This is a genomic window from Sedimentimonas flavescens (genome assembly GCF_019264375.1).
GTDB lineage: Bacteria > Pseudomonadota > Alphaproteobacteria > Rhodobacterales > Rhodobacteraceae > Rhodobacter > Rhodobacter flavescens.
On sequence record NZ_JAHVAI010000018.1, the window covers coordinates 1 to 25,523 of the forward strand.

Below are 25,523 nucleotides of genomic sequence, written 5' to 3' on the forward strand. Positions count from 1 at the left end.
TCGATGGCTTCATGGTCCGATCCTTCTGTTGGGTCGGACTCTAGCATCAACTGGAGGAATTATCGGGGGTCACAGCACCGGGCATCGCGGTGCTCGGTGTAGAACGGACTCTCGACAATAGGCCGTTGATGGCCGGGTGCACGGCGCTGTCTTGATACCTGGGGAGCCGCTAACGCCGATCAGTGCGGCGTCAGTATATCCGCGGCACAAAGAGACCTGTCGACAAACCAGATGACACATTGAGCGGAGAAGCATCATGATAGGATATGTCGCTAACATTGAAGAACTGACGGAAGAGAACACCGACTTTCGACGTGTTCTCTATTCAGGCTCGAAGCTGTAACTGGTTCTGATGTGCGTCAAGCCGGGGGAAGAACTCGGCGGCGAGATCCATGCCGATACCGATCAGTTCTTTCGCATCGAAGAAGGCAAGGGGCGGGTCATGATTGACGGCGTGACTGACCTCTGCGCCGCGAGGCCGGTCAGTTCAGTTCCCGTCGATGGTCACGCCATGCTCGTTGATCTCGATATCGATGCCACTTTGGCGTTCCTGATAGTAGAGATACCCAGCCCCGATGGCGAAAATGGCGAGCATCGCGATCAGGATGATCAAGAAGTTGCGACTCATTGCCGTCTTCCTTTCAGCTTTCCGGTGTTAGGCGTGTCCAAGGGAACATGTATCAAGCGCTTGTTCCGATGGCTTTTGACCCACTATTCGTTGCGGCAGCCGGGCACGTTCAGGTCTCTGCAAAAGTAACCCGCGGCGCCGCCGATAACAGCGCCGGTAACAGGGCTTCCGCCAGTTGCTCCGGAAATCACCGCGCCGCCTGCAGCACCGGCAACACCGCGTTCTGTATCGCTTCCGAGACATCCACCGAGGCCAAACAAGACCGGCAGGAGAAGAATGGCTTTGAAGTACATCTGATAATCCTTTGGTCTGTTGGAGCGGAAATCTGCTCGATACTCCGGACGGATTTTGGCTCGTGCGCGATCGCCAGGCGGCAGCGTTGGTCTATTTGTTTGTTTCGGGTGTCATTGCATTGTTCTTTCTTGGACGCTCCGGAAACGAGAGACACGCAAGGCAGGGGAACGAGGGGACAACTTGCCTAGCGCGTCTCTGGCTCACTCGTACTGGTAAATGTCCACCGATACTCGGCTAACACTCAGACGATCGCACCGCCGTCGTCGAGCCACACTGATACAGGTTGGTCTTGGCCCGTGAATCCGGAGGTTTTTGGGCCGAATTTGGCGTTTGGAGTGGTTTTGACCTTATCCGGCAGGATGCGGGTTCCGGCTTTGCCTTCTAAGATCGCGCGAGCGTCTGTCAATTGGCCAATGCCGGCAAGCTTGCCGCTGGCCTGGACAAAGGCGACTGCGGCACCGACCTTCGGACCCATCGACCCCGGTGCGAGCTCGAGGTCGCCCATCGCCTCGGGTGTCGCTGCGCCAATCGCGCTTTGATCCGCCTTGCCATAGTTGCGGAAGACCGCCGGCACATCGGTCAGCAGCAGGAGCGCGTCGGCCTCGACGCCCAAAGCCAGCAATGCTGACGTCCGATCCTTGTCGATGACCGCCTCCACGCCCATCATCTCTCCGTCCGCGTTCCGCATGACGGGAATGCCACCACCCCCGGCGCAGATCACGGTGTGCCCGGCGCCCAGGAGCAGTTTGATGGCTTCCAGCCCCATGATCCTAAGGGGCAGTGGAGAGGGAACCACGCGACGGCGGCCTCCTGATGCCTCGGTTATCATGGCCCAGCCATGATCGCGTGCTACCCGATCAGCTTCTGTCTCTGTGTAGATGGGGCCGATGGGTTTGCTCGGGGCCTCAAAAGCCGGATCCTCCGGGTCCACTTCCACTCGGCTGAGCAGGGTGGCGCATTGGGAGCCCTCGGGCAGCGCATTCATCAGTTCCTGCTCGATCAGATATCCGATCATGCCCTCGGTTTCGGCACCCAGCACATCCAGCGGCCAAGGTGTCGCCGGATCATAGGCCGCCCCCTGTAGCGCCAAGAGACCGACCTGCGGCCCATTGCCGTGTGCCACGACGATCTGATGATCGCGGGCCAAATCTGCCAGCGCGATTGCCGCGATCCGGACGTTCGTGTGTTGCGCGTCAGCTGTCATGGGCTGTCCTCGCTGCAAAAGCGCATTGCCGCCAAGAGCCACTACCACCCGCATCTTAGGACCCCATCGTGGCGACAAGAACGGCCTTGATCGTGTGCATTCGGTTTTCCGCCTGATCAAAAATGACCGACGCTGCGCTTTCGAACACCTCTTCGGTCACTTCCATGCAGTCGATCCCGAACTTTTGGAACAGCGCCTCGCCCAGTTCAGTGTCGCGGTTGTGGAAAGCCGGCAGGCAATGCAGGAACTTGGCATAAGGATTGCCGGTCATCTCCATGACTTTAGTGTTGACCTGATAGGGCGATAGCAGTGCGATCCGTTCTTCCCAGACCTCATCAGGTTCGCCCATGGAGACCCAGACATCGGTATAAACGAAATCGGCCCCTTCCAATCCTTCGGCATGCTTCTCAGTCAGCGTGATCCGCGCTCCCGTGGTCTCGGCGATGGTGCGACATTGCGTGACAAGGTCTGCATCTGGCCAGCAACTTTGTGGGCCACACAGGCGGATATCCATGCCGATCAGGGCGGCACCAACCATCAGGCTTGAGCCCATGTTGTTGCCTGCATCCCCCATGAAGCAAAAGGCGATATCAGACAGGTGCTTGTGCGTAAACTCGCGCATGGTCATCAGGTCGGCGAGGATCTGTGTCGGGTGAAAATCGTCCGTCAGCCCGTTGAACACCGGCACGCCGGAGAACTCCGCCAGCACCTCGGCATCCTTTTGGCCGAAGCCGCGATACTCGATGCCATCATAAAATCGGCCCAGAACTCGCGCGGTGTCCTTCATGGTTTCCTTGTGGCCGATATGGCTGCCGGATGGTCCCAGATAAGTGACATGCGCGCCTTGATCGTAGGCCGCCACCTCAAACCCGCTGCGGGTGCGCGTGCTGTCCTTCTCGAAAATGAGGGCGATGTTCTTGCCTTCAAGCATGGAGCGTTCATATCCGCCTGCTTTCGCCATCTTGAGGCTGGCGGCGAGTTGCAACAGGTGCCAGATCTGGTCCGGTGTGAAATCCAGCAGTTTGATAAAGCTACGTCCGCGCAGGTTCTGTGGCATTGGATGTTCCTCAAATGGGGTCGCGGATCAGCGGACAGGTCATGCAATGCGACCCACCGCGCCCGCGCCCAAGCTCTGATCCGGGAATGGTTATGACCTCGACACCCGCCTTGCGCAGAAGGGTGTTGGAGTAGACGTTGCGTTCGTATCCGACGACAACGCCAGGCTCGAGGCAGACCACGTTGTTGGCGTCGTCCCATTGTTCGCGGGCGGATTCGTAAGCATTGCCGCCCGTGGGCACGGTACGCAGTTTCTTGAGGCCAAGGGCGTCGGCCACGACCGCCAGAAACGGTTTCGTTTCGGCCTCCACGACGACGTCCTCGCCCTTGCCGGGGCGCAGGCTGTAGCAACGGATGGCATCGGTCAGCTCGGCAAAGACCGTGACCAGATCGCGGTCGCAGAAGGTAAAGACCGTATCGAGGTGCATGGACCCGCGCGCACGGGGAAACTGACAGGCAATGACACGTGTCGCACCGCCACCGGCAAACAATCCACGGGCAATCTGGCCGACGGCCTGTGGTGTTGTGCGCTCCCCCATGCCGATCAGAACGGTGCCGTTTCCGATGGGCATGACATCCCCGCCTTCGACCGTCGCCGGGCCATGATCGGCCATCGGGTCGCCCCACCAGACGGGAAAGCCCACGTCCTTGAAGTCGGGATGAAAGCGGTAGATCGCGGCGAGGTTCAGCGTCTCCAGCCGCCGCGCGGGCCAGTGCATCGGGTTGAGTGTAACGCCGCCATAGATCCAAGCCGTCGTATCGCGGGTGAAGATGTGGTTGGGCAGCGGCGCCAGGATAAAATCTGCGGGCTCCAGCATGGGGGCCAGCACACCCTTTTCCGGGATCGGCAGTTCGGCCCTGCTCATGCCGCCGATCAGGATGGTCGACAGTAGATCGGCGTCGACCTCCATCAGGTGGGCCATGAGGTCATCGGCCAGACCGACGCCGACGGTGTTGTCGCTGATCCGCGCATCGAGCAGCCATTTGCGGGCGTCCATATCTTTTAGCGTTTCCATCAGCAACTGGCGCAGATACACCACCTCGACCCCGCGATTGCGCATGGCATCGGTAAACGTCATGTGGTCAATCCGCGCCTGTTTGACCCACATCACATCATCGAACAGCAGCTCGGCGCAGTTGGCGGGCGTCAGGCGCGCCATGGCGGCTCCGGGCTTGTGAACGAGGACGCGGCGCAGCTTGCCCGCCTCGGAATGGACACCGTAGGTGATGCTCATGTCGGTGTTCCTTGCAAAAGAACGCCAAGGCTGAGGGCAGCCATGACGATGATCGTGAGACCCAGAAGCACCGGCCAGACGAAGCGCAGCCAGCGCTCATAGGGCACCCGCCCGATGGCAAGGCCGCCCATGACGACCGCAGAGGTGGGGGTGACCAGATTGACCACGCCTTCGGCCGACTGGAACGCGGTCACCACGAGGCTGCGCGATACCCCGGCAAAGTCGCCGACGGGGGCAAGGATCGGCATGGACAGGACGGCAAGGCCGGAGGTGGAGGGCACGAAGAAGGACAGAACGACCTGGATCCAGTACATCACGTTGATGAAGATCACCTCATTAAGGCCGGCGACGGTGCCTTCGGCCCAGTGCAGGATCGTGTCGGTGATGTGGCCCGCGTCCATGATCACGACGATGCCGCGGGCCAACCCGATGATCAGCGCCACGCCCAAAAGGTCGCGCGCACCGCCGACGAAGGCGTCGACCAGTTTCCTTTCGCCCAGACGTCCCACGATGCCGATGCCGATGCCGGCGAACAGGAAGAGCCCACTCATTTCGGCCATCCACCAGCCGCCCAAGGACACGCCCCAGATCATCACCGCGAAGGTCGCGCCGAAGAGCAGCAGGACGATCTTGTGCAGACCTGTGAAATCGCTTGTCTCGGCCTCGGTCGTGCTCAGGAAATGCGCCTCGTTCTCGGCCTTTCTGTCAAAGACCAGCGACCGCGACGGGTCGGCCTTGATCCGTGCGGCATAGCGCATGACGTAAGTGACGGCCGCGGCGAAGGTCAGCGCAAGCAGGACCAGCCGAAGCATAAGCCCGTCGGTGAAGGGCACTCCGGCGGCGTCCGACGCGATCACGGTTGAAAAGGCGTTCACGGTCGAGCCGAGCACGCCCACCCCGGCGCCCAGCAGGATCACCGCCACGGCCGTCAGCGCGTCGTAGCCCGCCGCGATCATCACCGGCGTCAGGATGACGTAAAAAGCCAGCGTTTCCTCGGCCATGCCATAGGTCGAGCCGCCCGCTGCAAAAAGCGCCATGAGGATCGGGATCATCCACTTTTCCCGCCCCTTCAGCCGTGCCATTGCGCGTTTGATGCCCGCATCGATGGCCCCCGTGGCCGTCACAACACCGATGAACCCGCCGATCATCAGGACGAAGAGCGCGACGTCGATGGCATTGGCAGAGTAGCTGCCCGGATCGTAGAAGCCCGCGATCGGGGCCAGGATGACGTCGAAGAAGCCCTGCGGATTTGCGTCGGTGGGGGCGTAGGTGCCGGCAACCGGAACGTCCTTGCCAAGCGCCTCGGACGCCACGCGTTCATACTGGCCGGCCGGGATCACCCATGTAAGGCCTGCTATAATCACGATCAGCGCGTACAGGATGGTGTAGGCAGAGGGGAAGTGGAAACGGGGGCTGCGTTCGGCAGATGTCGTTGTGGTGGGGGGCATGATGAGATCCTTTCCCTGTCCGGTCATGAAAAAGAACCGGCGGCCAACCCAATCATGATCCAGGATCGCAAATGGCGGACTGACCGAGGTTAGGCTGCGCGCATCACAGAGGCTTGTGGATCAGAACGCGAACTGTGCCCGCGATGCTTCGCCTGAACCTTGCCGCCCGTCTGGACCCGCGCCGGGTAACTCTCGCGATCAACTCAGCGGCGTCTGCTGGTGCGCTAACCGCAACCATTTGCCGTCGTCGTTCAGGTAGGTCGAGGTGCAGAGCGCCTCATAGATCGGCTCGTCGCCCCGTTCGGCAGAGACACGATAGGCCAACACGGCAATGTCGTTTTGGAGGGAGAGGTAACGCTCGCTCATCACGACCGAACGCCACCGCTGGGCGACGTCTTTTTCTCTCCAGAGCGCGTCGCCCTGAAGAATGCCTGCAGGGTACGGCAAGACGAAGACAGCTCCCTTTGCCGTGGCGTGACGCGCACTGTCGGCGCCTTGTGTCCAGAAGCGTTCTTCCAGATCCCAGATAGTGTCATCTGCAGTCACTCAAGGCTCCTTTCAAGATTGACGGTTGTGCTGGGTGATCGCTGTTTTGCGCGGGGGTTCATCTCACTGGCCTTGTGCAAGCACGGCGACCCAGCCAATGAACAGGGCTGCAGCAATGATCCAGTAGAAGGGGGATCCCTGCGGCGGCAGCGCAAGCTTGGCCGGAGTGCCGTCCCGGGGCGAACTTGCCATCGTCGCCCGCCTCGGCAGCAGGGCAAGAAGGCCCGAGACAATCCTGCTCCGATCCGGAACAGGGGTCGGTACGTCATGGAAACGTGTCATCAGCGCCTCCAACCTTTGCCGTGCCGCCGCTGCGGGCAGCCTGGAAAGCTCCGAGGCTTCGCTCCAGGGATCCATGCCGAGCCGGGCGAGCATCGATAGAACGGTGACGCTTCTTCCGCGTCGATCTTCACCCAAGGGTGCGTACAGAAACGGCTCGAATTGCGGGTCTTGTCCAAGTTGCGTCGGGGCGTATGCCATTGCGGGATCCTTGCTGGCGCCGTTTGCATGAGCCGAACTGGCCGATGTCATGGCGCCGGTCGAACCAAAACGGGCGGGTGCCACACCTTTGGTGACGACCAACATGACGGAAATCGCGTTACCTTGTACTTACCCAGATCAATAGGAGGCTACGATAGCCCTGTAGCGCTCACCTTACGCCTCGCGCGGACGCGGTCCCGGTCCCCAGTTCGATGATTTCGGCTGTGATCGCTTCCTGTCGTACCTGGCGCAGAGTCGCCTCGAATTCACCCAGCTCGCGCGTGATCTGGCTGCCCGCGGCGGACATGGCCTCCATGCGCGCCTCGTTCTCGGCGGCAAAGGCATGAAGTGCTGCCTTGCAGACCAGAGCATGAAGATAGTCCCCGCTGAGGCTATTGATCAGGGCGTCTGTTGGAAGCTGGGTCAGCGGACGTATCGCCCCGGGCGGCGGCAGGGCCGACAGATCGACCGGCAACAGAACCTGCCGGACGACTTGAGGTTGCCGGGACGCCCATCCGGCATGGACCATATCCATACGCTCAAAACGACCCTCGCCCAGGGCGCGGTAGATCGCCTTGGTAATTTGATCGGCCAGTTTCGGAATGCCGGGCGTGTGCGAGGACATCGGCGCAGACCAGACCGGATCTAGCCCGCGCGCGGCGGCGATCGACAAGCCACGGGTGCCGATCAGAAACAAGCTGGTGGCCGACAAGTCGTCTTCGATGCTGTCCAGAACGCGTTCACTGAAGGCCCCGGCAAAGCCCTGTTCTGCGCAGAACACCAAAAGACCGGTGTTGCCGTCGGCTTGGCTATCGGAGGTCTTGGCCGATGATGCGGGACTTGCGGGGCCAAGTGCATCGGATATGGCGGTTGCAATTGTCGCGGCATAGCTGTCGACGGCCTTGATCTCGGTGCGCGCGGTGCTGGCGCGCGCCGCGGCGATGCCCTTCATCGCGTTTACCACGGCCCCCAACTGGCGAATGCCGTCGATCCGGGCGCTGACATCGGCCAACCGTTCGGTCATGGCGCGGGCTCCGCATTGCCAAGCTGCGTCGCGAGGCGGGTCATCGCGGCCATCAGGGTGGCTCGTGCCGTCTCATTCAGTTCCCCTGTCTCGGCAATGGCACGCAGTGCATCGGCGGCATCCTGATCAAGATTTTCCGGCAGTTTGTCCCGAAAGGTAGCAACCGCATCGAGCGACAGGGGGTCCAGCAGCCCTGACTGCACGGCGAGCAGGATCGCCACCTCATCTGCCAGGCGAAGCGGCGCATTCTGCGGCTGACGCAGGATTGCGCGGATCCTTTTCCCGCGTCTGAGTTGCTCGCGCACGCGACCTTCGGGCATGCCCCCGAACCGGGTAAACACCTCGAGTTCCAGAAACTGCGCATGATCGAGCCGCAGCGTGCCGGCCGCCTCGCGCAGCACAGGCGCCTGGGTCTTGCCACCCACACGGCTGACGCTCAGCCCCACGTCCACAGCCGGTTTCTGCCCCTGATGGAACAGGTCCGCGTCCAGCACGATCTGCCCGTCGGTGATCGAGATCAGATTGGTAGGAATATAGGCCGACAGGTTTCCCGCATCGGTTTCCGCGATCGGTAAGGCGGTCAGAGACCCGCCGCCACGCGCCTTCGAAAGCTTGGCCGCCCGTTCCAGCAGGCGGGCATGGATGTAGAACACGTCCCCCGGATAGGCCTCGCGCCCCGGCGATTGCCGGGTCAGGAGGGCGATCTCGCGGTGGGTGGCGGCGTGTTTGGACAGATCGTCGATCACCACGAGGGCGTGCCCGCCCTTGTCGCGGAAGTATTCCGCCATCGTAACGCCCGCATAGGGCGCGATCCATTGCAGTCCCGGCGCCGAGGCGGAGCCCGCAACAATCACGATGCAGCGTGCGAAATTCCCATGCGCCTGAAGCGCGTCGATGGCACGTCGCACGCTGGATGTTTTTTGCCCCACGGCGACATAGACGCAGATCATGTCGCTGTGCGCTTGGGCGATCATCGCGTCGGTGGCCAGCGTCGTCTTTCCGGTGGAATGGTCCCCGACGATCAACTCGCGCTGGCCCCGGCCAAGCGCGAACAGCGTGTCCATCACGAGTATCCCGGTTTGCACCGGCTGGGTCACGAGATCTCGTTCGATGATCGACGGCGCCGGGCGCTCGATCGGCCAGCGCTCCTCTGCCTCGATCGCTCCCTCGCCGTCCAGCGGGCGGCCGAGCGGGTCCACGATGCGCCCAAGCAGCGCGTCACCGACAGGCACGCTTATCACTTCGCCGGTGCCGAAAACGGCATCGCCCGCCTCGACCTTGGTCGCCGCGTCGATGAACACACAGCCAATCAGGTCTGGGTCCAGAACCCGAGCGAACCCGAATTGGCCGCCCTCGAACCGCAGAACCTCGTCCAGCCGCACATCGCGCAGCCCAGAGATCATGGCCACACCGTCCCCGATCTCTTCGACACGGCCCCTGTGTTCGGGTCTCGGACCCAGTGCCGCGCGCCGCACCGCGTCTTGCGCCGATGCGAACCAGTCTGGTGTATCAACCGGCATTCTCGACCTCCTTCAGGACATTCTCCAGATCGGCCCGCCAGCTGTTGTGAAGCACGAAATGCCCGCTGCGGAGTTCCAGTCCGGCGATCAGGCTGGGATCGGTGACAAGACGAACGCTGGGCGTGCCGTCCAATGCATCCTTTACCGCTTGTTCGATGTTGGCCCTTTCCGCGTCCTCCGGGTTTGTCGCGGTGATGATCTCGATGTCGTCTGCCGAGGCTATCAGCGCCGTTCGGTCGGAGGCGGACATGCCCGCGATCGCCTCGACAAGTTGCGCAAGGAACGTCGCCTGAACCGCAGGCGTGTTGAACCGGCCCAGAAGCCGGGCTGCAATCTCGACCGACAATTCGGCGGCCCTCGTTGCGTTCTCTTTCCGCGCTGTGTTTCTGTCGCGGTCAATGGCGGTGCGCGCGGCAGCGATCATGGCGTCCGCCTTGCTCTGCGCCTCCTTCAGCTCGGCTTTCGTGGCTTTGTCCGCAGCCGCCTTGGCCTCGGCAAGTATGGCATCGCGTTCCTTCGCGATTCCTGCGCGGGTCTCAACTACCTCGGCCAGCGCAGCGTCGGCTTTCGCTTGTGCTGTCTTGCCTTCCTCCAGCATGGCCTGCGCCGCGTCCTGTCGCCGGGTGATGGCCCCGGCTATCGGCCGCCAGAACACGCGGCTGAGCAGCCAGACGAGGATTAGGACGTTGATGGCCTGAAGACCCAGTCCCCACCAATCGAGGGTCATGCGCTCATGCCAGTAGCGGGTTGGCGAAGAGCAGCAGGAGCGCAATAACCAGACAATAGATTGCCGTCGTCTCGATCATCGCGAGCCCGACAAACAGCGTGCGCGAAATCGTATTTGCGGCATCGGGCTGACGGGCGATGGCATCCATCGCCGCGGCAACGGCGCGCCCCTCTGCAAGGGCGGGGCCGATAGCGCCAAAGGCAACCGCAAAGGCCGCACAGAAGATACTGGCAAGCGAAGCATAGTCCATCATGAATCCTTTTTCGTTGGGGAAGGGGCAAGGTCGATAGTCGGTTGAGTCCGCGCGCCGTCCTCGACCGCAGAGGTAATGAACACCATCGCCAACACCGCGAAGATGTAGGCCTGCACCAGCCCGGTCAGCAGATCGAGCGCCATCAATGGGATCGGTACCAGCAGGCCAGCCAATGAGGCGACTATGCCGATGACAAATACCCCACTCATCACGTTGCCGAACAGGCGGACGAACATGGAAAAGACCCGCGTCAGGCTTTGCAGGATGTTCAGCGGGATCATCACCGGATTGGGCGCGGCGAAAGTTTTCAGCCAGCCGCCAACACCGCCCGCGCGTATGCCGAACCAGATTACGGACAGGAACACCAGAACGGCGAGGGCGGCATCGGTTTCAAGCTTTGCGGTCGGAGGGTCGATCCCCGGCACAAGAGAGGACCAATTCGCCACGAGGATGAACACAAAGAGCGTGCCGATGAACCCTCGATAGGGGGCGGGCGCGGCGCCTGTCGTCTCGGTGATCTGGGTATCGAGCGTAGCGACCATCAGCTCCAGCGCTGCCTGACGCCGGGTTGGTCTGAGATCAAGCCGCCGGGTCAAGAGGAACGCCCCGATCACCAGTATCGCCATGATCGCCCATGTCGTGACAATGGCTTGCGTGATCGGAACCGGTCCGATCTGGAACAGAACGGTGGAGTCGAGGGGAGAGTTCATGTTTGGATATCCCCCATCCTGCGGAGCAGGATCCACTTTGCGCAGAGGACCCCTGCAAGGGCCGCCAACAGGGCAAGGCCGCCTGCCAGCACGACGATGAAGAACCCGGTGGCCAGAAGCGAGATGCGCGCGAGAGTCAGGACGATCGCCCTGAGCGGTTTGCCCCCACCCACGATCAGGTTGGCGGTCTCGCGAAGCGCACGGAAATAGCCCCATCCGATGAATAACCCACCCAGAAAGCAGATCGGAAGAAGGACGATGAGCGGGAGAGTGGAGGGATCGGTCATCGTGCGTTCATCCATTTCCAAGCGGTCCAGCCGCCTATGCAAAGCCCGAGCAGCATCATCGGGGCGCTCCAGAAAATGCCCGTCTCAAATTGCGCATCGAGCCAGCGTCCGAAGAACAGGCCCGCCAGAGTCGGCACCACGAAAATCCAGCCCAGCACGCCGATCTGCGCCAGACGCCTGCCGACGGACATGTCACCTTCGCGCAACCACTGCTCGCGCCGGCTGCGATGCTTGCGGATTTCCTCGACCAGAGGATCGGTTTCTGGGGGCTCAGATGGGTCTTCGGTCACCGGAACTTTCCCGTGTCTGCGCCCCGGCGCAACCCGCTGATCATCTGGCGGATGGCGTTCATCTGTAGGCGCATCGTCTCGATATGTTCGACCCGTTCTTCGTCGGCGTCGGTCTGAAACCGGGTCAGAACCTCCGCGTCCAGCGTGGCCAGATCGTCGCCCGCCACGGCCTCGCGGGTGGCGATCGCGACGGTGCTACCGCCGGTCACGGTCAGCACCCCGCCGCGCAATGCGCAGAACCGCTCAAGCCCGGCGGCCTTCCAACTGAGGATGGATACCGAGAGCGCGGTCAGGAATGGGGCGTGGCCGGGCCGAATGCCGAAGCTGCCGCTGGCGTCCTGAGCCCGCAAGCTTTCGGCATCCTCGTCCACAACGACGGATAGGGGGGTCACGATCCGCAATCTCATGCAGCGGCCTCGGCGTCGGTGGCTTCCAAGGCATTTGCGGCGGCCTCTTTCTTTCTTGCGTCCTCCAGCGTTCCGATCATGTAGAGCGAGCTTTCGGACCACGCGTCGGCTTCGCCGTCCAGAATGGCGCGGCACCCCGAGAGGGTCTCGGTGAGGGGCACGCTGGCGCCTGGTGTGCCGGTAAAGGCCTCGGTCACCATGAAGGGCTGGGTCAGGAACCGTTGCAACCGGCGTGCGCGTTTGACGATCAGGCGGTCGGCGGTGCCCAGTTCCTCGACTCCAAGCAGCGAAATGATGTCGGTCAACTCGCGGAATCTTGCCAGTGCCTGACGGACCGCTTCGGCGGTCCGGTAATGCGCGTCACCGACAACCAGCGGATCGAGCAGCATCGATGACGAGCCCAGCGGGTCAATCGCCGGATAGAACCCTTCGGAGGCCTGGGCGCGGGACAGCATGATGACGCAATCCATGTGCCCGGAAATCGTGGTCACCGCGGGGTCGGTGAAATCGTCGGCAGGCACATAGACCGCCTGAATCGCGGTCACGGCAGAGCCTGCCACAGAGGCAATACGCTCTTGCAGGCCCGCCACCTCGGTCGCCAGGGTTGGCTGATAGCCCACGCGCGAGGGCAGGCGGCCTAGCAAGCTCGAGACCTCGGCTCCGGCCTGAACAAAGCGGAACACGTTATCCATGAGAAGCAGGACGTTCTTGTGCTTCTGGTCGCGGAAATATTCCGAAATCGTCAACGCTGTCAGCGGCGCGCGCCAGCGCGCGCCGGGTGGCTCGTTCATCTGACCGTAGACCAGCACGGTGCGCTCCAGCACGCCCGAGTCCTGCATTTCGGTCAGCAGTTCATGGCCCTCGCGTGATCTCTCACCGACGCCCGCGAAGACGGAGATACCTTCATATTTCTCGACCATGGCGCGGATCAATTCCATCACCAGAACGGTCTTGCCGACCCCGGCGCCACCGAACATCGCGGCCTTGCCGCCCTGCGCCATGGGCGTCAGCAGGTCGATCACCTTGATGCCGGTCTCGAACACATCGGTGGCGCCAGTCTGGGATTTCAGAAGCGGTGGCAGGGCGTGGATCGACCGGCGCGGCGTATCGTCAGGCAGGGTAGGCCCGTCATCCTGCGGATTGCCCACCACATCCAGAAGCCGCCCAAGAACGGCTTCGCCCACGGGCACGGTAACCGGCGCGCCGCTGGCCTGCACCGGCACGCCTCGGGCAAGCCCCGCTGTAGATTGGAACGCCACAGCGCGTATTGTCTTCTGATCAAGGTGGCTGTGGACTTCGAGAGTAAGGACGGTCGGGCGGTCCCATTTCACGACCAGGGCAGAATTGATCGGTGGAAGCTCGGCCCCGGCAAAGACGACATCCACGACCGCCCCCCGGACGGCATGCACCACGCCGTCGAGAGGCAAGCCGCAATCAACCACCTTTGCGCCGTTCCCGACGCGGGTAGCGTCCATGTTCGGTGTCGGGTCTGAGCTTTTGGGTGTCAAACGGGGCCTCTTTTCTTGCCTGTCACGGGCAGCCAGCCAGAAAACAGCAGCCTGCGGGGAACACTTGAACGAGGCATAGAACGCTGCGCGGCGGTCGGCGCTAACTTGCATCAATGCGGCCCCAACGCATGGTTGCCGCACAGGGCGTAAGCAAAATGCGCCGCATCCAGTTCCTAGTGGCCCGCCTGGCACCTACGGTCACCAAACCTGATCCCACGCCTGCTTTTGGCGGTGGTAGGCCGGAGCAAGTGCACGCGTCTTTGGGCTATGAAACGAAGCGGCGCGATTCATGACGCCCGGGGTGAGGACGTTCGACGAAAGGCCGATTTCGGCCAACCGCACCACCGCGAAGATAAACGTAGCACGCTGCTAACGCCGATCAGTGCGGCGAGGGTTTATCCGCGGCACACAGGGTCACGTCTTCGAGCCAGACGATGAAATGAACGGAGAGGCGTCATGATCGGATATGTTGCGAACGTCGAGGAACTGACCGAAGAAAACACCGACTTTCGGCGTGTTCTTTATTCAGGAACGAAGCTGCAACTGGTTCTGATGTCGCTTGAGCCCGGGACGGAAATCGGTGGCGAGATACACGCTGAAACGGATCAGTTCTTTCGCATCGAAGAGGGCAAGGGACGGGTCGTGATCGACGGCACGCCGCACAAGGTTGGCCCCGGCGACGGTGTGGTTGTTCCAGCCGGCACGCATCACAACGTGATCTGCACCGGGCATGAGGCTCTCAAGCTCTACACCCTTTACGGCCCACCGCATCACGAGGACCAACTGGTTCAAAAGACGAAGAGCGAGGCCGATGCGTCTGACGAGGCTTTCTCGGGAGAAGGCACCGAGCGGGCTTCAGAGGTGGTCCGGGTTTCGGCCCAAACATGATGCACGACGCATTCACGCCGCTCTCGGACAGAATGTCAGGCGGCACAATACCCCACTCCCCAACAAACAAAGGAAATCAAAATGTCACTTGATAGCAAGACGAACCCGCAAGCTACCGCCGCAACTGATATCGAGGCGGTCAGCCGTCAAATGGCCGCCCTGCGAGAGGATTTGTCCCGACTCACCGAGACTGTCAGCGGGATCGCGGGACGGCGCGGCAGCCGCATGGCCGCGGACATCGCGGAAGGCTTTGACGAAGCGAAGCATTATGCAGCAAGCAAGGGCCGCTCTGCAGAGGCGCGACTGGAGGAGTCCGTTGCGGCCCACCCTTTCATGACAATTGGCCTCGCCGCGGGTGCGGGTTTTTTGGTTGGCGCCCTGTCGCGGCGCTGATGGGTATTGTCGATGACATCCTGCACAGCGTTGGCCGAAACGTCCGAAGGGACGCTAGACGATTGCTGTTGCCGATCTTGCTTACTCTGGTCGGGGGACTGACAGCAGCCGCAGGAGTGGCGTTCCTGACGGCTTGGGCGTATCTCACGCTCAGTATTGCGGTAGGGCAAGGTCCAGCGTCCCTCTTGATCGGCCTCGGATTAACGATTTTGGCTGCGGTCCTTCTGGTCTTCGCCAGAAATCGATTTGCGAAAAGGGCTCTGACCGACCCACCGGTCTCCCAACCGGCGGCACCTGCAACCGGCGAAACCGGATTAGCCTCTCAGATTGCGTTCACGGCAGCATTTGTTCTGGCGCGATCCCTGGGCGAGGGCAGGCGGAACTGAAATTGGCCCGGTTCACCCAAGTTGGCGCGCCACGATTCAATCTGTGCAGCCTCTCCCAGAATTATCCATTTGCAGGAGACTGAAAATGAGCATTGAGTTCAATGCCAAGACAGCCATCGTGACTGGTGCCGCCTCCGGCATCGGCGCCGCAATCGCGCATGATCTGGCAGGCTACGGGGCACGGGTCGTTCTGGCGGATATGGACGAGGCAGGGATGTCTGCCGTGGCCGAACAGATCAAGGTATCCGGTGGGGAGGCCTTCATCCACAAGACCGACACAAGCGTTGCCGCTGAGGTGGAGGCCCTTGTCGCGTTCGCAGTGGCGCAGACGGGTGGATTGCATCTTCTTGTCAACAACGCCGGTATCGGTGGCCCCGCGCATCCGGTTGGGGAATATCCTCTGGATGGTTGGCAGCAGGTCATCGACGTCAACCTGACCGGTGTGTTTCATGGCATGCGCTTTGGCCTTCCCGAAATGGTCAAGGCGGGTGGCGGCGCGATCGTCAATATGGCGTCTATCCTAGGGTCGGTCGGTTTTGCGACGGCCGGTGCCTATGTCGCGGCGAAACATGGGGTTGTCGGCCTGACAAAGGTTGCGGCCATCGAATACGCCAAGGCCGGGGTTCGGGTAAACGCGGTTGGTCCGGGCTTCATCGCGACGCCGCTTCTGGAAAAGCACCTCGACGCAGCGGTGCTGGACGGCATCGCCGCCCTGCACCCAATCGGGCGGCTGGGTGAGGCTGCGGAGGTGTCGGCGATGACCTGTTTCCTGCTCTCGGATCAGACCAGTTTCATCACCGGAAGCTACCACCTCGTCGACGGGGGCTATACCGCGCAGTAAACACCCGCTGCGTGGGCCTAACCGGTCACAACCCCATCACCCACGACGATCTGTCGCCGACAGAAACCGGCAATCTTTTCGTCATGTGTCGAGATCAGGAAGGTCGTGCCTTCCTCGCGGTTGATCTGTCCGATCAGGTCCATCACCTGGTTTGCCGAGTCTCGGTCGAGGTTCCCGGTCGGCTCGTCCGCCAGCACCAGTTCCGGACTGTTCATCAAGGCACGGGCAACTGCGACTCGTTGCTTTTGCCCGCCCGAAAGGTTGGCCGAGGGGAATTCGATGCGGTCGGCCAGCCCCATGCGGGACAAGAGATCGCGGCCACGCGCACGGGCGGCAGGCGTCTCGCGCCCTTCACGTACGGCCGTGGGGAAGACCACGTTTTCCAGCGCGGTGAAATCCGGCAAGAGGTTGTGAAACTGGAAGACGAAGCCGATGTGCGCATTGCGAAACTCGGTCAGGGCCCGGTCATCGGCGGAAATCATGTCCTCGCCCAGCATGACATAGCTGCCCGATGTCGGCTTCATCAAGGTGCCCAGTATCGTCAAGAGCGTGCTCTTGCCCGACCCCGACGGCCCCAGCAGTGCCGCCATCTCGCCGGTGTCCAGGCGCAAGGAAAGGCCGCGCAGGACCCGTGTCGCGGCCTCTCCCGTCCCGTAGGTCTTGAACAGGTCGGTTACCTCCAGAAGCGCGCTCATTGGCCTATCGCCGTGACGGGATCCACGCGGGCGGCCGAACGTGCGGGCAGGATCGAGGCGAGGATCGCGCCGATCACGGTCAGCGTGATGGCCAGGCCATAGGATCCTTGCGTGATGTCCATCGGCAGGGTTCCCGGCTCAAACGCGTCGCGCGACGGAAAAGGCAGAAGGGCAAGGTATCCCAGCGCCGCGCCCATGATACCTCCCATCAGTCCGATCAGCGCGCCCTGCGTGACGAAGACGAAGATGACGAACCCGCGCCCGGCTCCCATCGCGCGCATGATCCCGATCTCGGGGCGGCGGCGGTAGGTCGACAGCAAGAGCGCCGAGGCGACGCCGATCACGATGGTGATGAGCGCGAAGGTTTTGAGGAAATACCCGGTCTGCGCCTGTGCGTTCAGCGCCTCCATCAGTTGCTCCGCCCCGTCCGTCCAGGGCACCGCGTCAAGGCCCGTCAGGGCGCGGATCCGCAGGGCCGTGGCGTCTGCCGCGTTCAGATCGTCCAGCTTGATCTCGATCCGCGTGACGCCTTGCGGCATGGCATAGAGCGTCCGGGCGGTCGCCAGGCTGACGAAGGCCCGCGCGCTGTCCATGCTGCCATTACCGGTCTTGAAGATACCGCTGAGCGTCAGCGCCGCCGTGACACCGTTCGAGCTTTCCAGCCGCAGCGTCTGGCCGATCGACAGCGCCAGATCATCGGCCAGATCGCGACCCAGCACGATCAGGCCCGACCCAAGCCGCACATCCCCCTCGACCATGTAGCCCGCCAGATCGAGGATGGCGGATTCGCGACCCGGCTCGACCCCGGTCACGCTGACCTGCGCGACCTGCGCCCCGCGAGTGACGAACCCCGCGCCGCTGATCTGCGGCGAGACGGACCTGACCCCCGGAACCCCTTCGATCAGGGGCAGCCAGGTCGCGGCCTCGGACAGCGTCGCGGTGCGGGTGCGCCCCCGTTCGGCCACGACCAGCACATGGCCCTCGGGCGAGATCAGCACGGACGGGTCGTCGGTCTCGGCCTCGATGGTGATATGGCTGATGTCGCCCACGGTGCGTGACAAGATGAATTCGGCCAGCCCCCCGATCAGGGCCGACATGAAGATGAAGATGAACACGCCCACCGCCACACCTGTGACCAACAGGGCAGTCTGGGCCTTGCTCGCCGTCAGATACCGGGTCGCGATCTTCAGGGCATAGAGCATCAGGGTTGATCCACTGCGACCGTCTGCCCATCCGCGATGCCTGTGGCGTCCACGATCACCGCCTCGCCCGCCTCAAGGCCGCCGGTCACGATCAGGCGCGCGGCTGGCCAGTCCACCACCGTCACGGGCCGCAACTCCGTCACGTCGTCCGACACCACGAAAACCCCGTCGTCGTTCAGCAAGGCGGTGCGCGGCACGGTCAGCGCGGCCTCGCGCTGCTCGACGATGATATTCGTCGCCACGGTAAGGCCGATGGGGGCCGAAACCGGGCTGTCGAAGGCGATCTTGATGGCAAGGCCCCCGGTGGCCTCGTCCACGCGGTTCGACACGAAGCTGACATGACCCTCCCGCGTCATGGGTTCCCCGGCCAGTTGCACGATGGCGGGCAGATCGACCGCGATCTGTGTCGCATAGGCCTCGTCCACATCCGCTTCGACGACAAGTTCCGTGAGATCGGCCAAGGTCAGCAAACGTGCGGACGGGCCGACGATCTGCCCCGCCTCGGCGTCAAGCTCAAGGACGGTGCCCGCAATGGGCGCCCGGATCGTGTAGGTCCCAAGCGCGATGTGCGCCTGGTCGAGCAGCGCGGTCAGTCGCGCCACCTCCTGTGCCGCGGATCGCAAGGCGAAGGTATCCGCCTCAAGTACGGTCCGAGCGACGTTGTCGCCCAGCGCGACAGCGCGATCATAGGCCTCCGACGCTTGTTGCTGTGTCACCAGTGCGGCGTCGAGCGCGGCCATGGCCTGCCGGACGGCGGCGGCCTGCGCGCCCGCATCGAGCTGCGCGAGGATCTGGTCTGCCTCGACCATGTCACCCTCTGCCACCGGAAGCTGCGCGAGGGTGCCGGAAACCACCGATCTGACATCGACGGACCGAACCGCCGCGATCCGGCCGTTGACGGCAAGTACACGCGTGACCGGGGCGAGGGTCGCGATCTCGACCGTGACAACGGTCGGCCGTGCCATCCAGACCTGCGACCAGACCAGGCCGCCAACCGCAAGGACCAGCAGGCCCGCACCCCCCCAAAGCCATCGGCGACGCCTTTTCACAGGGGTGGGCGCGACCGGGCGCAGGGCTGGCACGCGCGGCGCTGATGCAGCCTCGTTTTCCGTTCCGGCGCGGGGGTTATCCCGTGTCTCCATGGTGTTTGCCGAGGCCAAGCTGGATCCTTTCCGAACGTCATTCCGCATCGGCGGAGTGATGGCTCCGATCAGACAGCGGCCGGGACAAGATATCCGGCCAGCGCGACCGCGCCCTGACATGGATCAGGGACGCCACCGGCATCGCCATGGCATTTAGAACGGGAAGAGGCCACCTGCGCGCGCGTCGCCCGGCCTTGAGCCGGTTGTCCAATGGGAGGCTCCGATGCCCGACGATCCATATGAGGTGCTTGGCCTGACCAAGGCCGCATTGGCCGACGACATCAAGAAGGCGTATCGGAAACTGGTGCGGACAAGCCATCCTGACTTGCATCCCGACGATGCCGGGGCCGAGGCGCGGTTCAAGGCAATCTCTGCTGCCTATGAGATCCTGAAAGATCCCGAGACCCGCGCCCGATATGATGCGGGAGAGATCGACGGGCTCGGCGCAGAGCGCCCACAGCGGCAGTACTATCGTGATTTTGCAGACGCGTCGGATAACGCCTACCAGCAAACGCGCGGGTACGGGCAGAATGCCGATCCGGCTGACATCTTCGCGGAGATCCTGCGCAATCGTTCGCGGTCGTCCGGTGGCGACTTTTCTGACCGTGGGTTTTCAGCCCATGGCCCGGATGTGCGCTATACGCTTGAGGTGCCGTTTCTGGATGCAGCACGAGGTGCCGAGACCCGTATCACACTGCCGGATGGCCAGAGCCTCGCCGTCAAGATCCCAAGGGGCACCGAGGACGGCCAGACGCTCCGGTTGCGCGGAAAAGGCGCGCCCGGCTTCGGTGGTGGTCCGGCAGGGGATGCGCTCGTCACCGTTCTGGTGCGGCCCCACCCGGTGTTCCGTCGTGACGGCGACGACATTCTCCTGACGCTCCCGATCACCATCGACGAGGCTGTTCTCGGCGGCAAGGTCACGGCACCGACCATCGACGGCCCCGTAGGTCTCACCATTCCCCCGGGGACAAGCTCGGGCCAGGTTCTGCGTCTGCGGGCGCGCGGGGTCGCACGGGCAGGGCGCCAGACAAAGGGCGACCAGCGGGTCGAGCTGAAGATCGTCGCGCCGCCTGACGTGGACGTTGGACTGCGCGAGTTCCTTGCGGAATGGCGCAAGACCCATGCCTACGACCCGCGCGCCGATCTGATGAAAGGGGCCGGGACATGACAGACCGCTATTCCGAAGACGACGTCGTTGCCAGCGTGACGCGGCTGACCCGCAGCCAGCTTGTTACCTTCATCGAAGGTGATTTTGTCAGGCCAGAGCGCGAAGCGGGCGCGTATGTCTTTCGCCGCATCGATCTCGCGCGGCTGGAGCTTTTGTGCGATCTGTCCCAAGACCTTGATCTGGATGAGATCGGCCTGGGCATTGTGATCTCGCTCATCGACCAATTGCACGCCGCGCTGCAGGATATCGCGACCATGTCGCGCGCGATAGGCGCGCTGCCGGCCGACCTGCAGGCCCGGATCATAGCGGAAATGAAAAGGCCTTGAGCGGAATTCCAACGGGACCGAGGAGCGGTGTCCCTACGTCCAATAAAACGCTACGCCTGTTCCCGACGCCGACGTTGGCATGCGGGTCACGCAGCGCCTGCCCCATCAAAGAAGAATGGTTTTTCTTGTCGCATAGTCGTCGCAACGTCTTTGCTAAGGTCTTTCTGAGACTCAGTCGCTTCTGGCGCCGATGGGGGATTGGATGGATTTGTTCTATGCTTCTGCTGGTTAGCAGATCTGGCTCAGCAAACCCTGTGGAGATGTCGATACAGCAAGCGACGGAACATAAACTTCCCTATCGGATCTTGACATCTGTGGTCGTATTTTCCCGACTCCAAAGCCTGGCAAGCGAGCCTACCTAGAAATTTCCCCTACCAACACCGCTCGTCCGTGCACGGCCAAGGTTGCTGAAAACCTCTGGCACCCAAACTTGCGGATCACATCGAGTACCCGCGCTTCGTAAGCAGCGTGCCCGATCAAACGACACAGGTCGGACGCATGGAACTGGCGGTTCGCAGTTGGTGCGGCTTGCATCTGTCTCAGCAATTCGCGCTCTTTGGGGTCTGCTACCCGTTTCTGCGATGGTTTCACCTCGGGACGAGGCGGAGTCCCCGACGAATTTCGCCATCGGCGCATGAAGCCAAGCAGGAAGCCGGCCGGCACCTTTCCGTTGCCTCGGGACCGGTTGAAGGCCAGGAAGCGATCCCAGATGACCTGGGTGTCGATGTTCCAGCAAGGCAACGTGGCCTTCGCTGCTTTGATGAGCTCTGCCCAACTGGTCTGGAAAACGTTCGAACTCGCGGTGATTTCGATCAGCCCTGAGAAGATAGTTTTGTTATTATTATCTCTAGATAGTGATGTGTCGCCTTCACCTGACACGAGATCATGGGTTTCACTCTCCTTGTCGAAGGCGGAAAACCGAAAGATCCAGGGCGCGAACTTGCCATTCGGCTTCGCCCGCTCGAGCTGCAATTCCGACGTCTCAAGTTCGCTCAAAAGAACCGAAAGATATTGTCGTGAGACACCCATCTTCTCCGCTAGGGCCGAGAGGGTGAAGGCTGCCGTTCCGCGCGACAAACCGTTGTAGCCATCCTTCCAAGCGATGACATCGAGGATGAGGGTAGCAAGCTTGTGCGCAGCAACAGAGAGATTTGTCTGCGTGATCCGTCGCAGGATCAGGCCGGTCGTAGGTTCCATGGTCGAGGTCTCCTTGGAGATCCGACGCCATGTCGTGAGACAACAACATTCTTGCCAGCAAAACAACTTTGCTGGTTGCAGGTGTTTTAGCGGTGCGCTAGGAAACTCTTGCTCACGGAGTTTTCTAGCACGGCGTCAGGCTTCACGGTCTGGCGTCGTCTCCTTTTCAGGGGTTTTGCACAGCCTCCCGTGCGGGGTTGAGATGACGCGCGCGGCAAAACCGCGCGCAGATTTTGTCAGTAGCGAACTTCTTCAGAACCATAGTTCCCGGCGTGATCACGCCAGTCGACGAAGACGGAACGGTAAAAGTAGCTGCCACATCCATTCGGGATGCTCAGTCCGGATGCGGTCGGCACTTGGCCCACGTTCGACCTTGTCCATCGGTAATCGCCCTGCACGCCGTAGGACCCCAACCGCGTAGAGTCGCTGCGATTGCAGTCGCCATCTCGGTTTTCATGCTGGCGGTACTGGATGTGATAAACGCGAATGCTACGCACGAAATCAAAGGCGTCGCCTGAGATGTCGATGTCGGCTTGCTCATCTGCTTGGACGCGAACAAGGGGGATCGGAGTCGATTTCGGCGGTTCGGGCGGATCGCGGAACGTGATGTCATAAAGGCGTTCCATAGGCGACATCGGACTGGGATCGTTGAGCGACACACCCATCGGACACCGCCAGATTTGTAAGGGCGGCTCGATCGGCCATGGCGTGATCCGCCGAATGAAGACCGCTCTGGCATGCGCGCAGGGCGCGGAGGCAGGCCAGCCGCCCGCAAGGCAGAGGAGGATCGCACAGTCGACCTGATAGGCCTGAGCCGGACCTGACGAGGCCATTAGTCCGGATATGCTTATTGCCGTGGCGGTGGCCACGCCGTGGATCACCTGCTTCATGATGCCGACTCCATCTATAATGGTGCAGCGATACGAAACAACATTAGTGATAGCAAGGAGATTTGATTGATGGTTGCGCGCGATTGTTCGCTTGTGCCGCTTGACGGCTTCCAAGATATGACGCCGGTGTTGGCTGTTTCGGCGTCTTGAAAGTGGCCAAAATTGCGGACCCCTTTCATGTAAATCTCCAAACTAACATCTGTAATAAAATACAAATGTGGCGTTCCAATACGGCCAAGAAAGCGGTCACGGCAGAACAGACAGTATGAGCCCGTCAAACGGCGAGTCGCAGCGCTCATGGTCTCGGGACGGGCAGTATCGGAAAACTGTCCCGCCTGGTTCCCCGGTTGGGCTCCTGGAGCAAAAGGTCGGGATGAAGCAACGAGCCTATGTTGGGATCGAACATCAGCTTGAAGATTTATATCAGTATCTGATATGATTGAGCATAGATAGGAGAGTCTGATGCCAAACGTCCACCTGACCGAACCGATGCAGAAATATGTGCAGGCGCAGATCGAGTCCGGCGCCTACGCCAATCTGAGCGAAGTCGTGCGCGCCGGCGTAAGGATGCTGATGGAGAAGGATGGCGCCCGGCAATTCTATGCCCTCAAGGCCGACCTAGAGGAGACAGCCACCCTAGCCGAAAATGGGGATTTCGCCGAGTTCGATGCTCAAGCCTTCGAACCGGATGCGTTTGATCGCTGACCCGCATGACCATTCGACTTTCCGGTCGGGCCAGAGCCGACCTTGAAGAGATCCGTGCCTACACCGTCGAAACTTGGGGCAGGGACCAATGGCTCGCCTATTACCGTCAGTTGGTCACCGCCTTCGAGCGGATCACTGGCGATCCCGACGCGGGCCGGGACAGGAGTCTCTTTGTCCCGGGGATGCGGTCCGTCAACTGCCAGCGTCACGTGATCTTCTACAAGCGGCTCGATGCGACGGATGGTGCGGCAGTCATCCTGCGCATCGTGCACCAGCGCCGCAACATGCCCGCGCTCGTCTACTACGAGGATCTCGACGGCGGCTAAGCCATGCGTTCCCTCAATCCAATAGCTCGACCAACCTTCCATAGTCCTCACTGACCTCGCGCGCCTCCTGAAACGCGCGTTGGCGCTCGGCATCAAGGCAACGGAAGTATCCCTGGATGTCGGCGATGTAGCCCTCAAAATCAGAACGCAGCAGATCGGCGTAGGCACGCATGTCTTCTTGCGACTGAGGCAAGAACGGTCGTTCGGGAGGTACGCAATCCGCAGCCGCGGCTACCGGCATGCTTCCAAGCAGGAGCGCGAACAGCAACGGTGCGTTGCGCGCAATAAACAAGCGCAGAGCAAAACTCCTTTGCCGCCTTTAAGATTATCATTCTGTCGGCTATCACCGTTATCGGAGCAAGGCGAACTTCGTCAACACGTTATTATTGTCTTGCTATCATTAATGTTGTTTTGTATCGCTCACGGTGTTGCGACCCCGTGGGCCTGATACTGCACCCAGGCAGAACAAGGACCCAAGGGAAGGCCATGATAGAAGAAGCCCCGAATGTGGTTACAGAAGACGGACTGCGCGGCTTGCTCGCCGAGGGCTACCTCATTGAGGTGGTCTGCAAGGAGCGAGCGGAGAAGCGCCATAACAGCTGGTACGGCTCGTGGGTCATCCGCGCCGTCGCCACTGATGGGCGTGACGATAAAATGCTCGTCACCAGCCGAAGCGTCCTCAAGCTCCGCGACTTCAAAACCATCGTTGGTCTTGTCAGTTTCCTGGCCGACATGGGCTGTACGACCGCTAGCATCCCACTTGAAGAAGGTGGCCGCGAGCGCCACGCCGCGCCTCCGGTCAAAGGCAGCTGACCGCGCGACTGCGCTCGTCGTTGCTTTGGGTACAGGCGTTTGTTCCGCGCCCCCGGCCCTGGCCGACGGTTTCATCTTCTCGGTTGGCCCAGAAGGCCAATTGATTTCCACTTCTCAAGAGGCAAACGGGCGCCTTTTTCTCTTCGCAGAACCTCGTGTACCTGACGCCACTGTCGAGACAGCGATCCCGGCTCAATCCGCCGCCCGCGCCACTCCAGAAATCCTCCATGCGATCGAGACCACGGCTCTGCGGTATGCCGGGCATGGTGCGCTGCGTCGCGCAGGGCTTTCCGTAACTGATTGGGCGCTCCTTTACCGGGCCAATATCGAAGTCGAGAGCGCATACAATCCGGCTGCACGCAGCCCTGTCGGTGCCATAGGCCTGGGGCAGCTTATGCCAGACACCGCCCGCGATCTCGGCGTGGACCCACATGACATTGCGCAGAACCTCGACGGATCAGCCCGCTACCTGCTGATGATGCTCGACCAGTTCGGCGAGGGCTCTCTGGCCCTTGCGGCCTACAACGCTGGTCCGGAGGCGGTCACGCGCCACGGCGGCATTCCCCCTTTTCGAGAAACCCAAGGGCATGTGGCCCGTGTGACTGCCGTGTTTGAGCGGCTCAGAGGAGATCTTTCATGACATCGAGACCTTCGATCGTCGCGCTCGGCGCGATGGCTCTTATCGTGCTGGCGGGTCCAGCGCTTGCACAGAGCATCGACCTCTCGCCGGTACAGACCCTGCTTCAAGGAATTGTCGATGCGATCACCGGTCCCTTGGGGATCGTGATTGGCACGCTCGCACTGATCGGGGTGTTCCTTTCCTGGCTCTTTGGCATCCTCGACTTTCGTCAGGCGCTCTGGGTCGTGGTTGCCATCGCCGGCATCGCCGCAGCACCCACCATCGTCGCCGCCATCTGGACCACCTGAGCTCCGT

General features: G+C 61.8%; 33 protein-coding genes. 10 read left to right on the forward strand and 23 right to left on the reverse strand.

From position 1 onward, the window contains the following. Positions 1-487: 487 nt before the first annotated feature. From KTQ37_RS14505 to atpD, 17 genes are all read right to left on the reverse strand, one after another. A complete protein-coding gene (locus tag KTQ37_RS14505) occupies positions 488-628 on the reverse strand; it encodes a hypothetical protein (protein ID WP_218631236.1) in 141 nt (46 codons plus the stop codon). 83 nt (positions 629-711) lie between these two features. Then, positions 712-921: a hypothetical protein gene (locus KTQ37_RS14510; protein WP_218631237.1), complete on the reverse strand. Its 210-nt coding sequence runs from the start codon at positions 919-921 to the stop codon at positions 712-714. 242 nt (positions 922-1,163) lie between these two features. Further along, positions 1,164-2,180 carry a carbamate kinase gene (gene arcC, locus KTQ37_RS14515; protein WP_218631238.1) on the reverse strand — a complete coding sequence of 339 codons (1,017 nt, stop codon included), beginning with the start codon at positions 2,178-2,180 and terminating at the stop codon, positions 1,164-1,166. A gap of 1 nt (position 2,181) precedes the next feature. Continuing rightward, positions 2,182-3,183, reverse strand: a complete 1,002-nt coding sequence (gene argF / locus KTQ37_RS14520) for an ornithine carbamoyltransferase (protein ID WP_218631239.1) — start codon at positions 3,181-3,183, stop codon at positions 2,182-2,184. A 10-nt stretch (positions 3,184-3,193) separates the two neighbouring features. Beyond that, positions 3,194-4,417, reverse strand: coding sequence for an arginine deiminase (locus KTQ37_RS14525; protein WP_218631240.1), 1,224 nt, complete (start codon positions 4,415-4,417; stop codon positions 3,194-3,196). After that, the gene (locus KTQ37_RS14530; protein ID WP_218631241.1) at positions 4,414-5,865 is read right to left on the reverse strand and encodes a YfcC family protein; all 1,452 of its coding nucleotides are present in this window, start codon (positions 5,863-5,865) and stop codon (positions 4,414-4,416) included. The genes KTQ37_RS14525 and KTQ37_RS14530 overlap by 4 nt, the downstream gene beginning before the upstream one ends. Positions 5,866-6,063: 198 nt before the next feature. Then, positions 6,064-6,411, reverse strand: coding sequence for a hypothetical protein (locus KTQ37_RS14535; RefSeq protein ID WP_218631242.1), 348 nt, complete (start codon positions 6,409-6,411; stop codon positions 6,064-6,066). Between the two features lie 63 nt (positions 6,412-6,474). After that, the gene (locus KTQ37_RS14540; RefSeq protein WP_218631243.1) at positions 6,475-6,996 is read right to left on the reverse strand and encodes a hypothetical protein; all 522 of its coding nucleotides are present in this window, start codon (positions 6,994-6,996) and stop codon (positions 6,475-6,477) included. A gap of 64 nt (positions 6,997-7,060) precedes the next feature. Then, on the reverse strand, positions 7,061-7,915 hold the full coding sequence (locus KTQ37_RS14545) for a F0F1 ATP synthase subunit gamma (RefSeq protein WP_218631244.1): 855 nt from the start codon (positions 7,913-7,915) through the stop codon (positions 7,061-7,063). Beyond that, the gene (locus KTQ37_RS14550; protein WP_218631245.1) at positions 7,912-9,435 is read right to left on the reverse strand and encodes a F0F1 ATP synthase subunit alpha; all 1,524 of its coding nucleotides are present in this window, start codon (positions 9,433-9,435) and stop codon (positions 7,912-7,914) included. The genes KTQ37_RS14545 and KTQ37_RS14550 overlap by 4 nt, the downstream gene beginning before the upstream one ends. Then, on the reverse strand, positions 9,425-10,162 hold the full coding sequence (locus tag KTQ37_RS14555; protein WP_218631246.1) for a F0F1 ATP synthase subunit delta: 738 nt from the start codon (positions 10,160-10,162) through the stop codon (positions 9,425-9,427). The genes KTQ37_RS14550 and KTQ37_RS14555 overlap by 11 nt, the downstream gene beginning before the upstream one ends. 4 nt (positions 10,163-10,166) lie before the next feature. Further along, positions 10,167-10,412, reverse strand: a complete 246-nt coding sequence (locus KTQ37_RS14560; protein ID WP_218631279.1) for a F0F1 ATP synthase subunit C — start codon at positions 10,410-10,412, stop codon at positions 10,167-10,169. Next, positions 10,412-11,125, reverse strand: a complete 714-nt coding sequence (locus KTQ37_RS14565) for a F0F1 ATP synthase subunit A (RefSeq protein WP_218631247.1) — start codon at positions 11,123-11,125, stop codon at positions 10,412-10,414. The genes KTQ37_RS14560 and KTQ37_RS14565 overlap by 1 nt, the downstream gene beginning before the upstream one ends. Then, positions 11,122-11,412 (reverse strand): N-ATPase subunit AtpR, encoded by a 291-nt coding sequence (locus KTQ37_RS14570; protein WP_218631248.1) that lies wholly within the window; start codon positions 11,410-11,412, stop codon positions 11,122-11,124. Before KTQ37_RS14570 ends, KTQ37_RS14565 begins: the two co-directional genes overlap by 4 nt. Then, positions 11,409-11,702 (reverse strand): AtpZ/AtpI family protein, encoded by a 294-nt coding sequence (locus KTQ37_RS14575; RefSeq protein WP_218631249.1) that lies wholly within the window; start codon positions 11,700-11,702, stop codon positions 11,409-11,411. The genes KTQ37_RS14570 and KTQ37_RS14575 overlap by 4 nt, the downstream gene beginning before the upstream one ends. Beyond that, on the reverse strand, positions 11,699-12,109 hold the full coding sequence (locus KTQ37_RS14580; RefSeq protein WP_236021246.1) for a F0F1 ATP synthase subunit epsilon: 411 nt from the start codon (positions 12,107-12,109) through the stop codon (positions 11,699-11,701). The genes KTQ37_RS14575 and KTQ37_RS14580 overlap by 4 nt, the downstream gene beginning before the upstream one ends. Then, complete coding sequence (gene atpD, locus KTQ37_RS14585) at positions 12,106-13,584, reverse strand: F0F1 ATP synthase subunit beta (RefSeq protein ID WP_218631250.1); 1,479 nt, start codon at positions 13,582-13,584, stop codon at positions 12,106-12,108. The genes KTQ37_RS14580 and atpD overlap by 4 nt, the downstream gene beginning before the upstream one ends. 489 nt (positions 13,585-14,073) lie before the next feature. Between atpD and KTQ37_RS14590 the strand changes: the two genes are divergently transcribed. The 3 genes from KTQ37_RS14590 to KTQ37_RS14605 all read left to right on the forward strand — a co-directional run bounded on the left by KTQ37_RS14590 (position 14,074) and on the right by KTQ37_RS14605 (position 16,125). Next, a complete protein-coding gene (locus KTQ37_RS14590) occupies positions 14,074-14,505 on the forward strand; it encodes a cupin domain-containing protein (RefSeq protein ID WP_218631251.1) in 432 nt (143 codons plus the stop codon). A gap of 81 nt (positions 14,506-14,586) precedes the next feature. Continuing rightward, positions 14,587-14,898 (forward strand): ElaB/YgaM/YqjD family protein, encoded by a 312-nt coding sequence (locus KTQ37_RS14595; protein WP_218631252.1) that lies wholly within the window; start codon positions 14,587-14,589, stop codon positions 14,896-14,898. A 471-nt stretch (positions 14,899-15,369) separates the two neighbouring features. Then, entirely contained in the window at positions 15,370-16,125 is a 756-nt protein-coding gene (locus KTQ37_RS14605; RefSeq protein WP_218631254.1) for an SDR family NAD(P)-dependent oxidoreductase, read from the forward strand. A 17-nt stretch (positions 16,126-16,142) separates the two neighbouring features. Here KTQ37_RS14605 and KTQ37_RS14610 read toward each other — a convergent pair whose 3' ends face one another. The 3 genes from KTQ37_RS14610 to KTQ37_RS14620 are packed head-to-tail and all read right to left on the reverse strand — an operon-like array spanning position 16,143 to position 19,164. Continuing rightward, positions 16,143-16,820 (reverse strand): ABC transporter ATP-binding protein, encoded by a 678-nt coding sequence (locus KTQ37_RS14610; protein WP_218631255.1) that lies wholly within the window; start codon positions 16,818-16,820, stop codon positions 16,143-16,145. Beyond that, positions 16,817-18,022, reverse strand: a complete 1,206-nt coding sequence (locus tag KTQ37_RS14615; RefSeq protein ID WP_218631256.1) for an ABC transporter permease — start codon at positions 18,020-18,022, stop codon at positions 16,817-16,819. Before KTQ37_RS14615 ends, KTQ37_RS14610 begins: the two co-directional genes overlap by 4 nt. Further along, on the reverse strand, positions 18,022-19,164 hold the full coding sequence (locus KTQ37_RS14620; RefSeq protein WP_236021247.1) for an efflux RND transporter periplasmic adaptor subunit: 1,143 nt from the start codon (positions 19,162-19,164) through the stop codon (positions 18,022-18,024). The genes KTQ37_RS14615 and KTQ37_RS14620 overlap by 1 nt, the downstream gene beginning before the upstream one ends. A 223-nt stretch (positions 19,165-19,387) precedes the next feature. Here KTQ37_RS14620 and KTQ37_RS14625 point away from each other — a divergent pair, with 223 nt between their 5' ends. Together KTQ37_RS14625 and KTQ37_RS14630 are read left to right on the forward strand one after the other, a co-directional pair. Further along, the gene (locus KTQ37_RS14625) at positions 19,388-20,332 is read left to right on the forward strand and encodes a DnaJ C-terminal domain-containing protein (protein WP_218631258.1); all 945 of its coding nucleotides are present in this window, start codon (positions 19,388-19,390) and stop codon (positions 20,330-20,332) included. Beyond that, complete coding sequence (locus tag KTQ37_RS14630) at positions 20,329-20,658, forward strand: chaperone modulator CbpM (protein ID WP_218631259.1); 330 nt, start codon at positions 20,329-20,331, stop codon at positions 20,656-20,658. Before KTQ37_RS14625 ends, KTQ37_RS14630 begins: the two co-directional genes overlap by 4 nt. Before the next feature lie 354 nt (positions 20,659-21,012). Here the strand turns inward: KTQ37_RS14630 and KTQ37_RS14635 are convergent, their stop codons facing one another. After that, complete coding sequence (locus KTQ37_RS14635; RefSeq protein ID WP_218631260.1) at positions 21,013-21,855, reverse strand: hypothetical protein; 843 nt, start codon at positions 21,853-21,855, stop codon at positions 21,013-21,015. Positions 21,856-22,091: 236 nt separating this feature from the next. Further along, entirely contained in the window at positions 22,092-22,688 is a 597-nt protein-coding gene (locus KTQ37_RS14640; RefSeq protein WP_413243727.1) for a hypothetical protein, read from the reverse strand. Between the two features lie 519 nt (positions 22,689-23,207). Between KTQ37_RS14640 and KTQ37_RS14645 the strand changes: the two genes are divergently transcribed. After that, complete coding sequence (locus KTQ37_RS14645) at positions 23,208-23,450, forward strand: type II toxin-antitoxin system ParD family antitoxin (RefSeq protein ID WP_010138160.1); 243 nt, start codon at positions 23,208-23,210, stop codon at positions 23,448-23,450. A gap of 5 nt (positions 23,451-23,455) precedes the next feature. Further along, positions 23,456-23,776 carry a type II toxin-antitoxin system RelE/ParE family toxin gene (locus tag KTQ37_RS14650; RefSeq protein ID WP_010138159.1) on the forward strand — a complete coding sequence of 107 codons (321 nt, stop codon included), beginning with the start codon at positions 23,456-23,458 and terminating at the stop codon, positions 23,774-23,776. A 13-nt stretch (positions 23,777-23,789) separates the two neighbouring features. Here KTQ37_RS14650 and KTQ37_RS14655 read toward each other — a convergent pair whose 3' ends face one another. Beyond that, positions 23,790-24,017, reverse strand: a complete 228-nt coding sequence (locus KTQ37_RS14655) for a hypothetical protein (RefSeq protein ID WP_218631282.1) — start codon at positions 24,015-24,017, stop codon at positions 23,790-23,792. 245 nt (positions 24,018-24,262) lie between these two features. Here KTQ37_RS14655 and KTQ37_RS14660 point away from each other — a divergent pair, with 245 nt between their 5' ends. From KTQ37_RS14660 to KTQ37_RS14670, 3 genes are read left to right on the forward strand one after another with little or no spacing between them, the layout of a single operon-like run. Next, positions 24,263-24,589 (forward strand): hypothetical protein, encoded by a 327-nt coding sequence (locus tag KTQ37_RS14660; RefSeq protein WP_010138156.1) that lies wholly within the window; start codon positions 24,263-24,265, stop codon positions 24,587-24,589. After that, the gene (locus tag KTQ37_RS14665) at positions 24,546-25,229 is read left to right on the forward strand and encodes a lytic transglycosylase domain-containing protein (RefSeq protein WP_218631283.1); all 684 of its coding nucleotides are present in this window, start codon (positions 24,546-24,548) and stop codon (positions 25,227-25,229) included. The genes KTQ37_RS14660 and KTQ37_RS14665 overlap by 44 nt, the downstream gene beginning before the upstream one ends. Beyond that, positions 25,226-25,516 carry a TrbC/VirB2 family protein gene (locus KTQ37_RS14670; RefSeq protein WP_054540759.1) on the forward strand — a complete coding sequence of 97 codons (291 nt, stop codon included), beginning with the start codon at positions 25,226-25,228 and terminating at the stop codon, positions 25,514-25,516. The genes KTQ37_RS14665 and KTQ37_RS14670 overlap by 4 nt, the downstream gene beginning before the upstream one ends. Positions 25,517-25,523: the final 7 nt, after the last annotated feature.

Excerpts from the sequence above, each read along its gene's own strand:
- KTQ37_RS14660 (WP_010138156.1), top strand. The coding sequence starts at position 24,263 with ATGATAGAAGAAGCCCCGAATGTGGTTACAGAAGACGGACTGCGCGGC.
- KTQ37_RS14630 (WP_218631259.1), top strand. The coding sequence starts at position 20,329 with ATGACAGACCGCTATTCCGAAGACGACGTCGTTGCCAGCGTGACGCGG.
- KTQ37_RS14505 (WP_218631236.1), bottom strand. The coding sequence starts at position 628 with ATGAGTCGCAACTTCTTGATCATCCTGATCGCGATGCTCGCCATTTTC.
- KTQ37_RS14670 (WP_054540759.1), top strand. The coding sequence starts at position 25,226 with ATGACATCGAGACCTTCGATCGTCGCGCTCGGCGCGATGGCTCTTATC.
- KTQ37_RS14540 (WP_218631243.1), bottom strand. The coding sequence starts at position 6,996 with ATGTTGGTCGTCACCAAAGGTGTGGCACCCGCCCGTTTTGGTTCGACC.
- KTQ37_RS14580 (WP_236021246.1), bottom strand. The coding sequence starts at position 12,109 with ATGAGATTGCGGATCGTGACCCCCCTATCCGTCGTTGTGGACGAGGAT.
- KTQ37_RS14620 (WP_236021247.1), bottom strand. The coding sequence starts at position 19,164 with ATGGAGACACGGGATAACCCCCGCGCCGGAACGGAAAACGAGGCTGCA.
- KTQ37_RS14605 (WP_218631254.1), top strand. The coding sequence starts at position 15,370 with ATGAGCATTGAGTTCAATGCCAAGACAGCCATCGTGACTGGTGCCGCC.
- KTQ37_RS14570 (WP_218631248.1), bottom strand. The coding sequence starts at position 11,412 with ATGACCGATCCCTCCACTCTCCCGCTCATCGTCCTTCTTCCGATCTGC.
- KTQ37_RS14615 (WP_218631256.1), bottom strand. The coding sequence starts at position 18,022 with ATGCTCTATGCCCTGAAGATCGCGACCCGGTATCTGACGGCGAGCAAG.
- KTQ37_RS14655 (WP_218631282.1), bottom strand. The coding sequence starts at position 24,017 with ATGCCGGTAGCCGCGGCTGCGGATTGCGTACCTCCCGAACGACCGTTC.
- KTQ37_RS14640 (WP_413243727.1), bottom strand. The coding sequence starts at position 22,688 with ATGGCCTCGTCAGGTCCGGCTCAGGCCTATCAGGTCGACTGTGCGATC.
- KTQ37_RS14545 (WP_218631244.1), bottom strand. The coding sequence starts at position 7,915 with ATGACCGAACGGTTGGCCGATGTCAGCGCCCGGATCGACGGCATTCGC.
- KTQ37_RS14565 (WP_218631247.1), bottom strand. The coding sequence starts at position 11,125 with ATGAACTCTCCCCTCGACTCCACCGTTCTGTTCCAGATCGGACCGGTT.
- KTQ37_RS14610 (WP_218631255.1), bottom strand. The coding sequence starts at position 16,820 with ATGAGCGCGCTTCTGGAGGTAACCGACCTGTTCAAGACCTACGGGACG.
- KTQ37_RS14530 (WP_218631241.1), bottom strand. The coding sequence starts at position 5,865 with ATGCCCCCCACCACAACGACATCTGCCGAACGCAGCCCCCGTTTCCAC.
- arcC (WP_218631238.1), bottom strand. The coding sequence starts at position 2,180 with ATGCGGGTGGTAGTGGCTCTTGGCGGCAATGCGCTTTTGCAGCGAGGA.
- KTQ37_RS14550 (WP_218631245.1), bottom strand. The coding sequence starts at position 9,435 with ATGCCGGTTGATACACCAGACTGGTTCGCATCGGCGCAAGACGCGGTG.
- KTQ37_RS14650 (WP_010138159.1), top strand. The coding sequence starts at position 23,456 with ATGACCATTCGACTTTCCGGTCGGGCCAGAGCCGACCTTGAAGAGATC.
- KTQ37_RS14555 (WP_218631246.1), bottom strand. The coding sequence starts at position 10,162 with ATGACCCTCGATTGGTGGGGACTGGGTCTTCAGGCCATCAACGTCCTA.
- KTQ37_RS14525 (WP_218631240.1), bottom strand. The coding sequence starts at position 4,417 with ATGAGCATCACCTACGGTGTCCATTCCGAGGCGGGCAAGCTGCGCCGC.
- atpD (WP_218631250.1), bottom strand. The coding sequence starts at position 13,584 with ATGGACGCTACCCGCGTCGGGAACGGCGCAAAGGTGGTTGATTGCGGC.
- KTQ37_RS14645 (WP_010138160.1), top strand. The coding sequence starts at position 23,208 with ATGCCAAACGTCCACCTGACCGAACCGATGCAGAAATATGTGCAGGCG.
- KTQ37_RS14560 (WP_218631279.1), bottom strand. The coding sequence starts at position 10,412 with ATGGACTATGCTTCGCTTGCCAGTATCTTCTGTGCGGCCTTTGCGGTT.
- KTQ37_RS14625 (WP_218631258.1), top strand. The coding sequence starts at position 19,388 with ATGCCCGACGATCCATATGAGGTGCTTGGCCTGACCAAGGCCGCATTG.
- KTQ37_RS14635 (WP_218631260.1), bottom strand. The coding sequence starts at position 21,855 with ATGGAACCTACGACCGGCCTGATCCTGCGACGGATCACGCAGACAAAT.
- KTQ37_RS14595 (WP_218631252.1), top strand. The coding sequence starts at position 14,587 with ATGTCACTTGATAGCAAGACGAACCCGCAAGCTACCGCCGCAACTGAT.
- KTQ37_RS14510 (WP_218631237.1), bottom strand. The coding sequence starts at position 921 with ATGTACTTCAAAGCCATTCTTCTCCTGCCGGTCTTGTTTGGCCTCGGT.
- KTQ37_RS14590 (WP_218631251.1), top strand. The coding sequence starts at position 14,074 with ATGATCGGATATGTTGCGAACGTCGAGGAACTGACCGAAGAAAACACC.
- argF (WP_218631239.1), bottom strand. The coding sequence starts at position 3,183 with ATGCCACAGAACCTGCGCGGACGTAGCTTTATCAAACTGCTGGATTTC.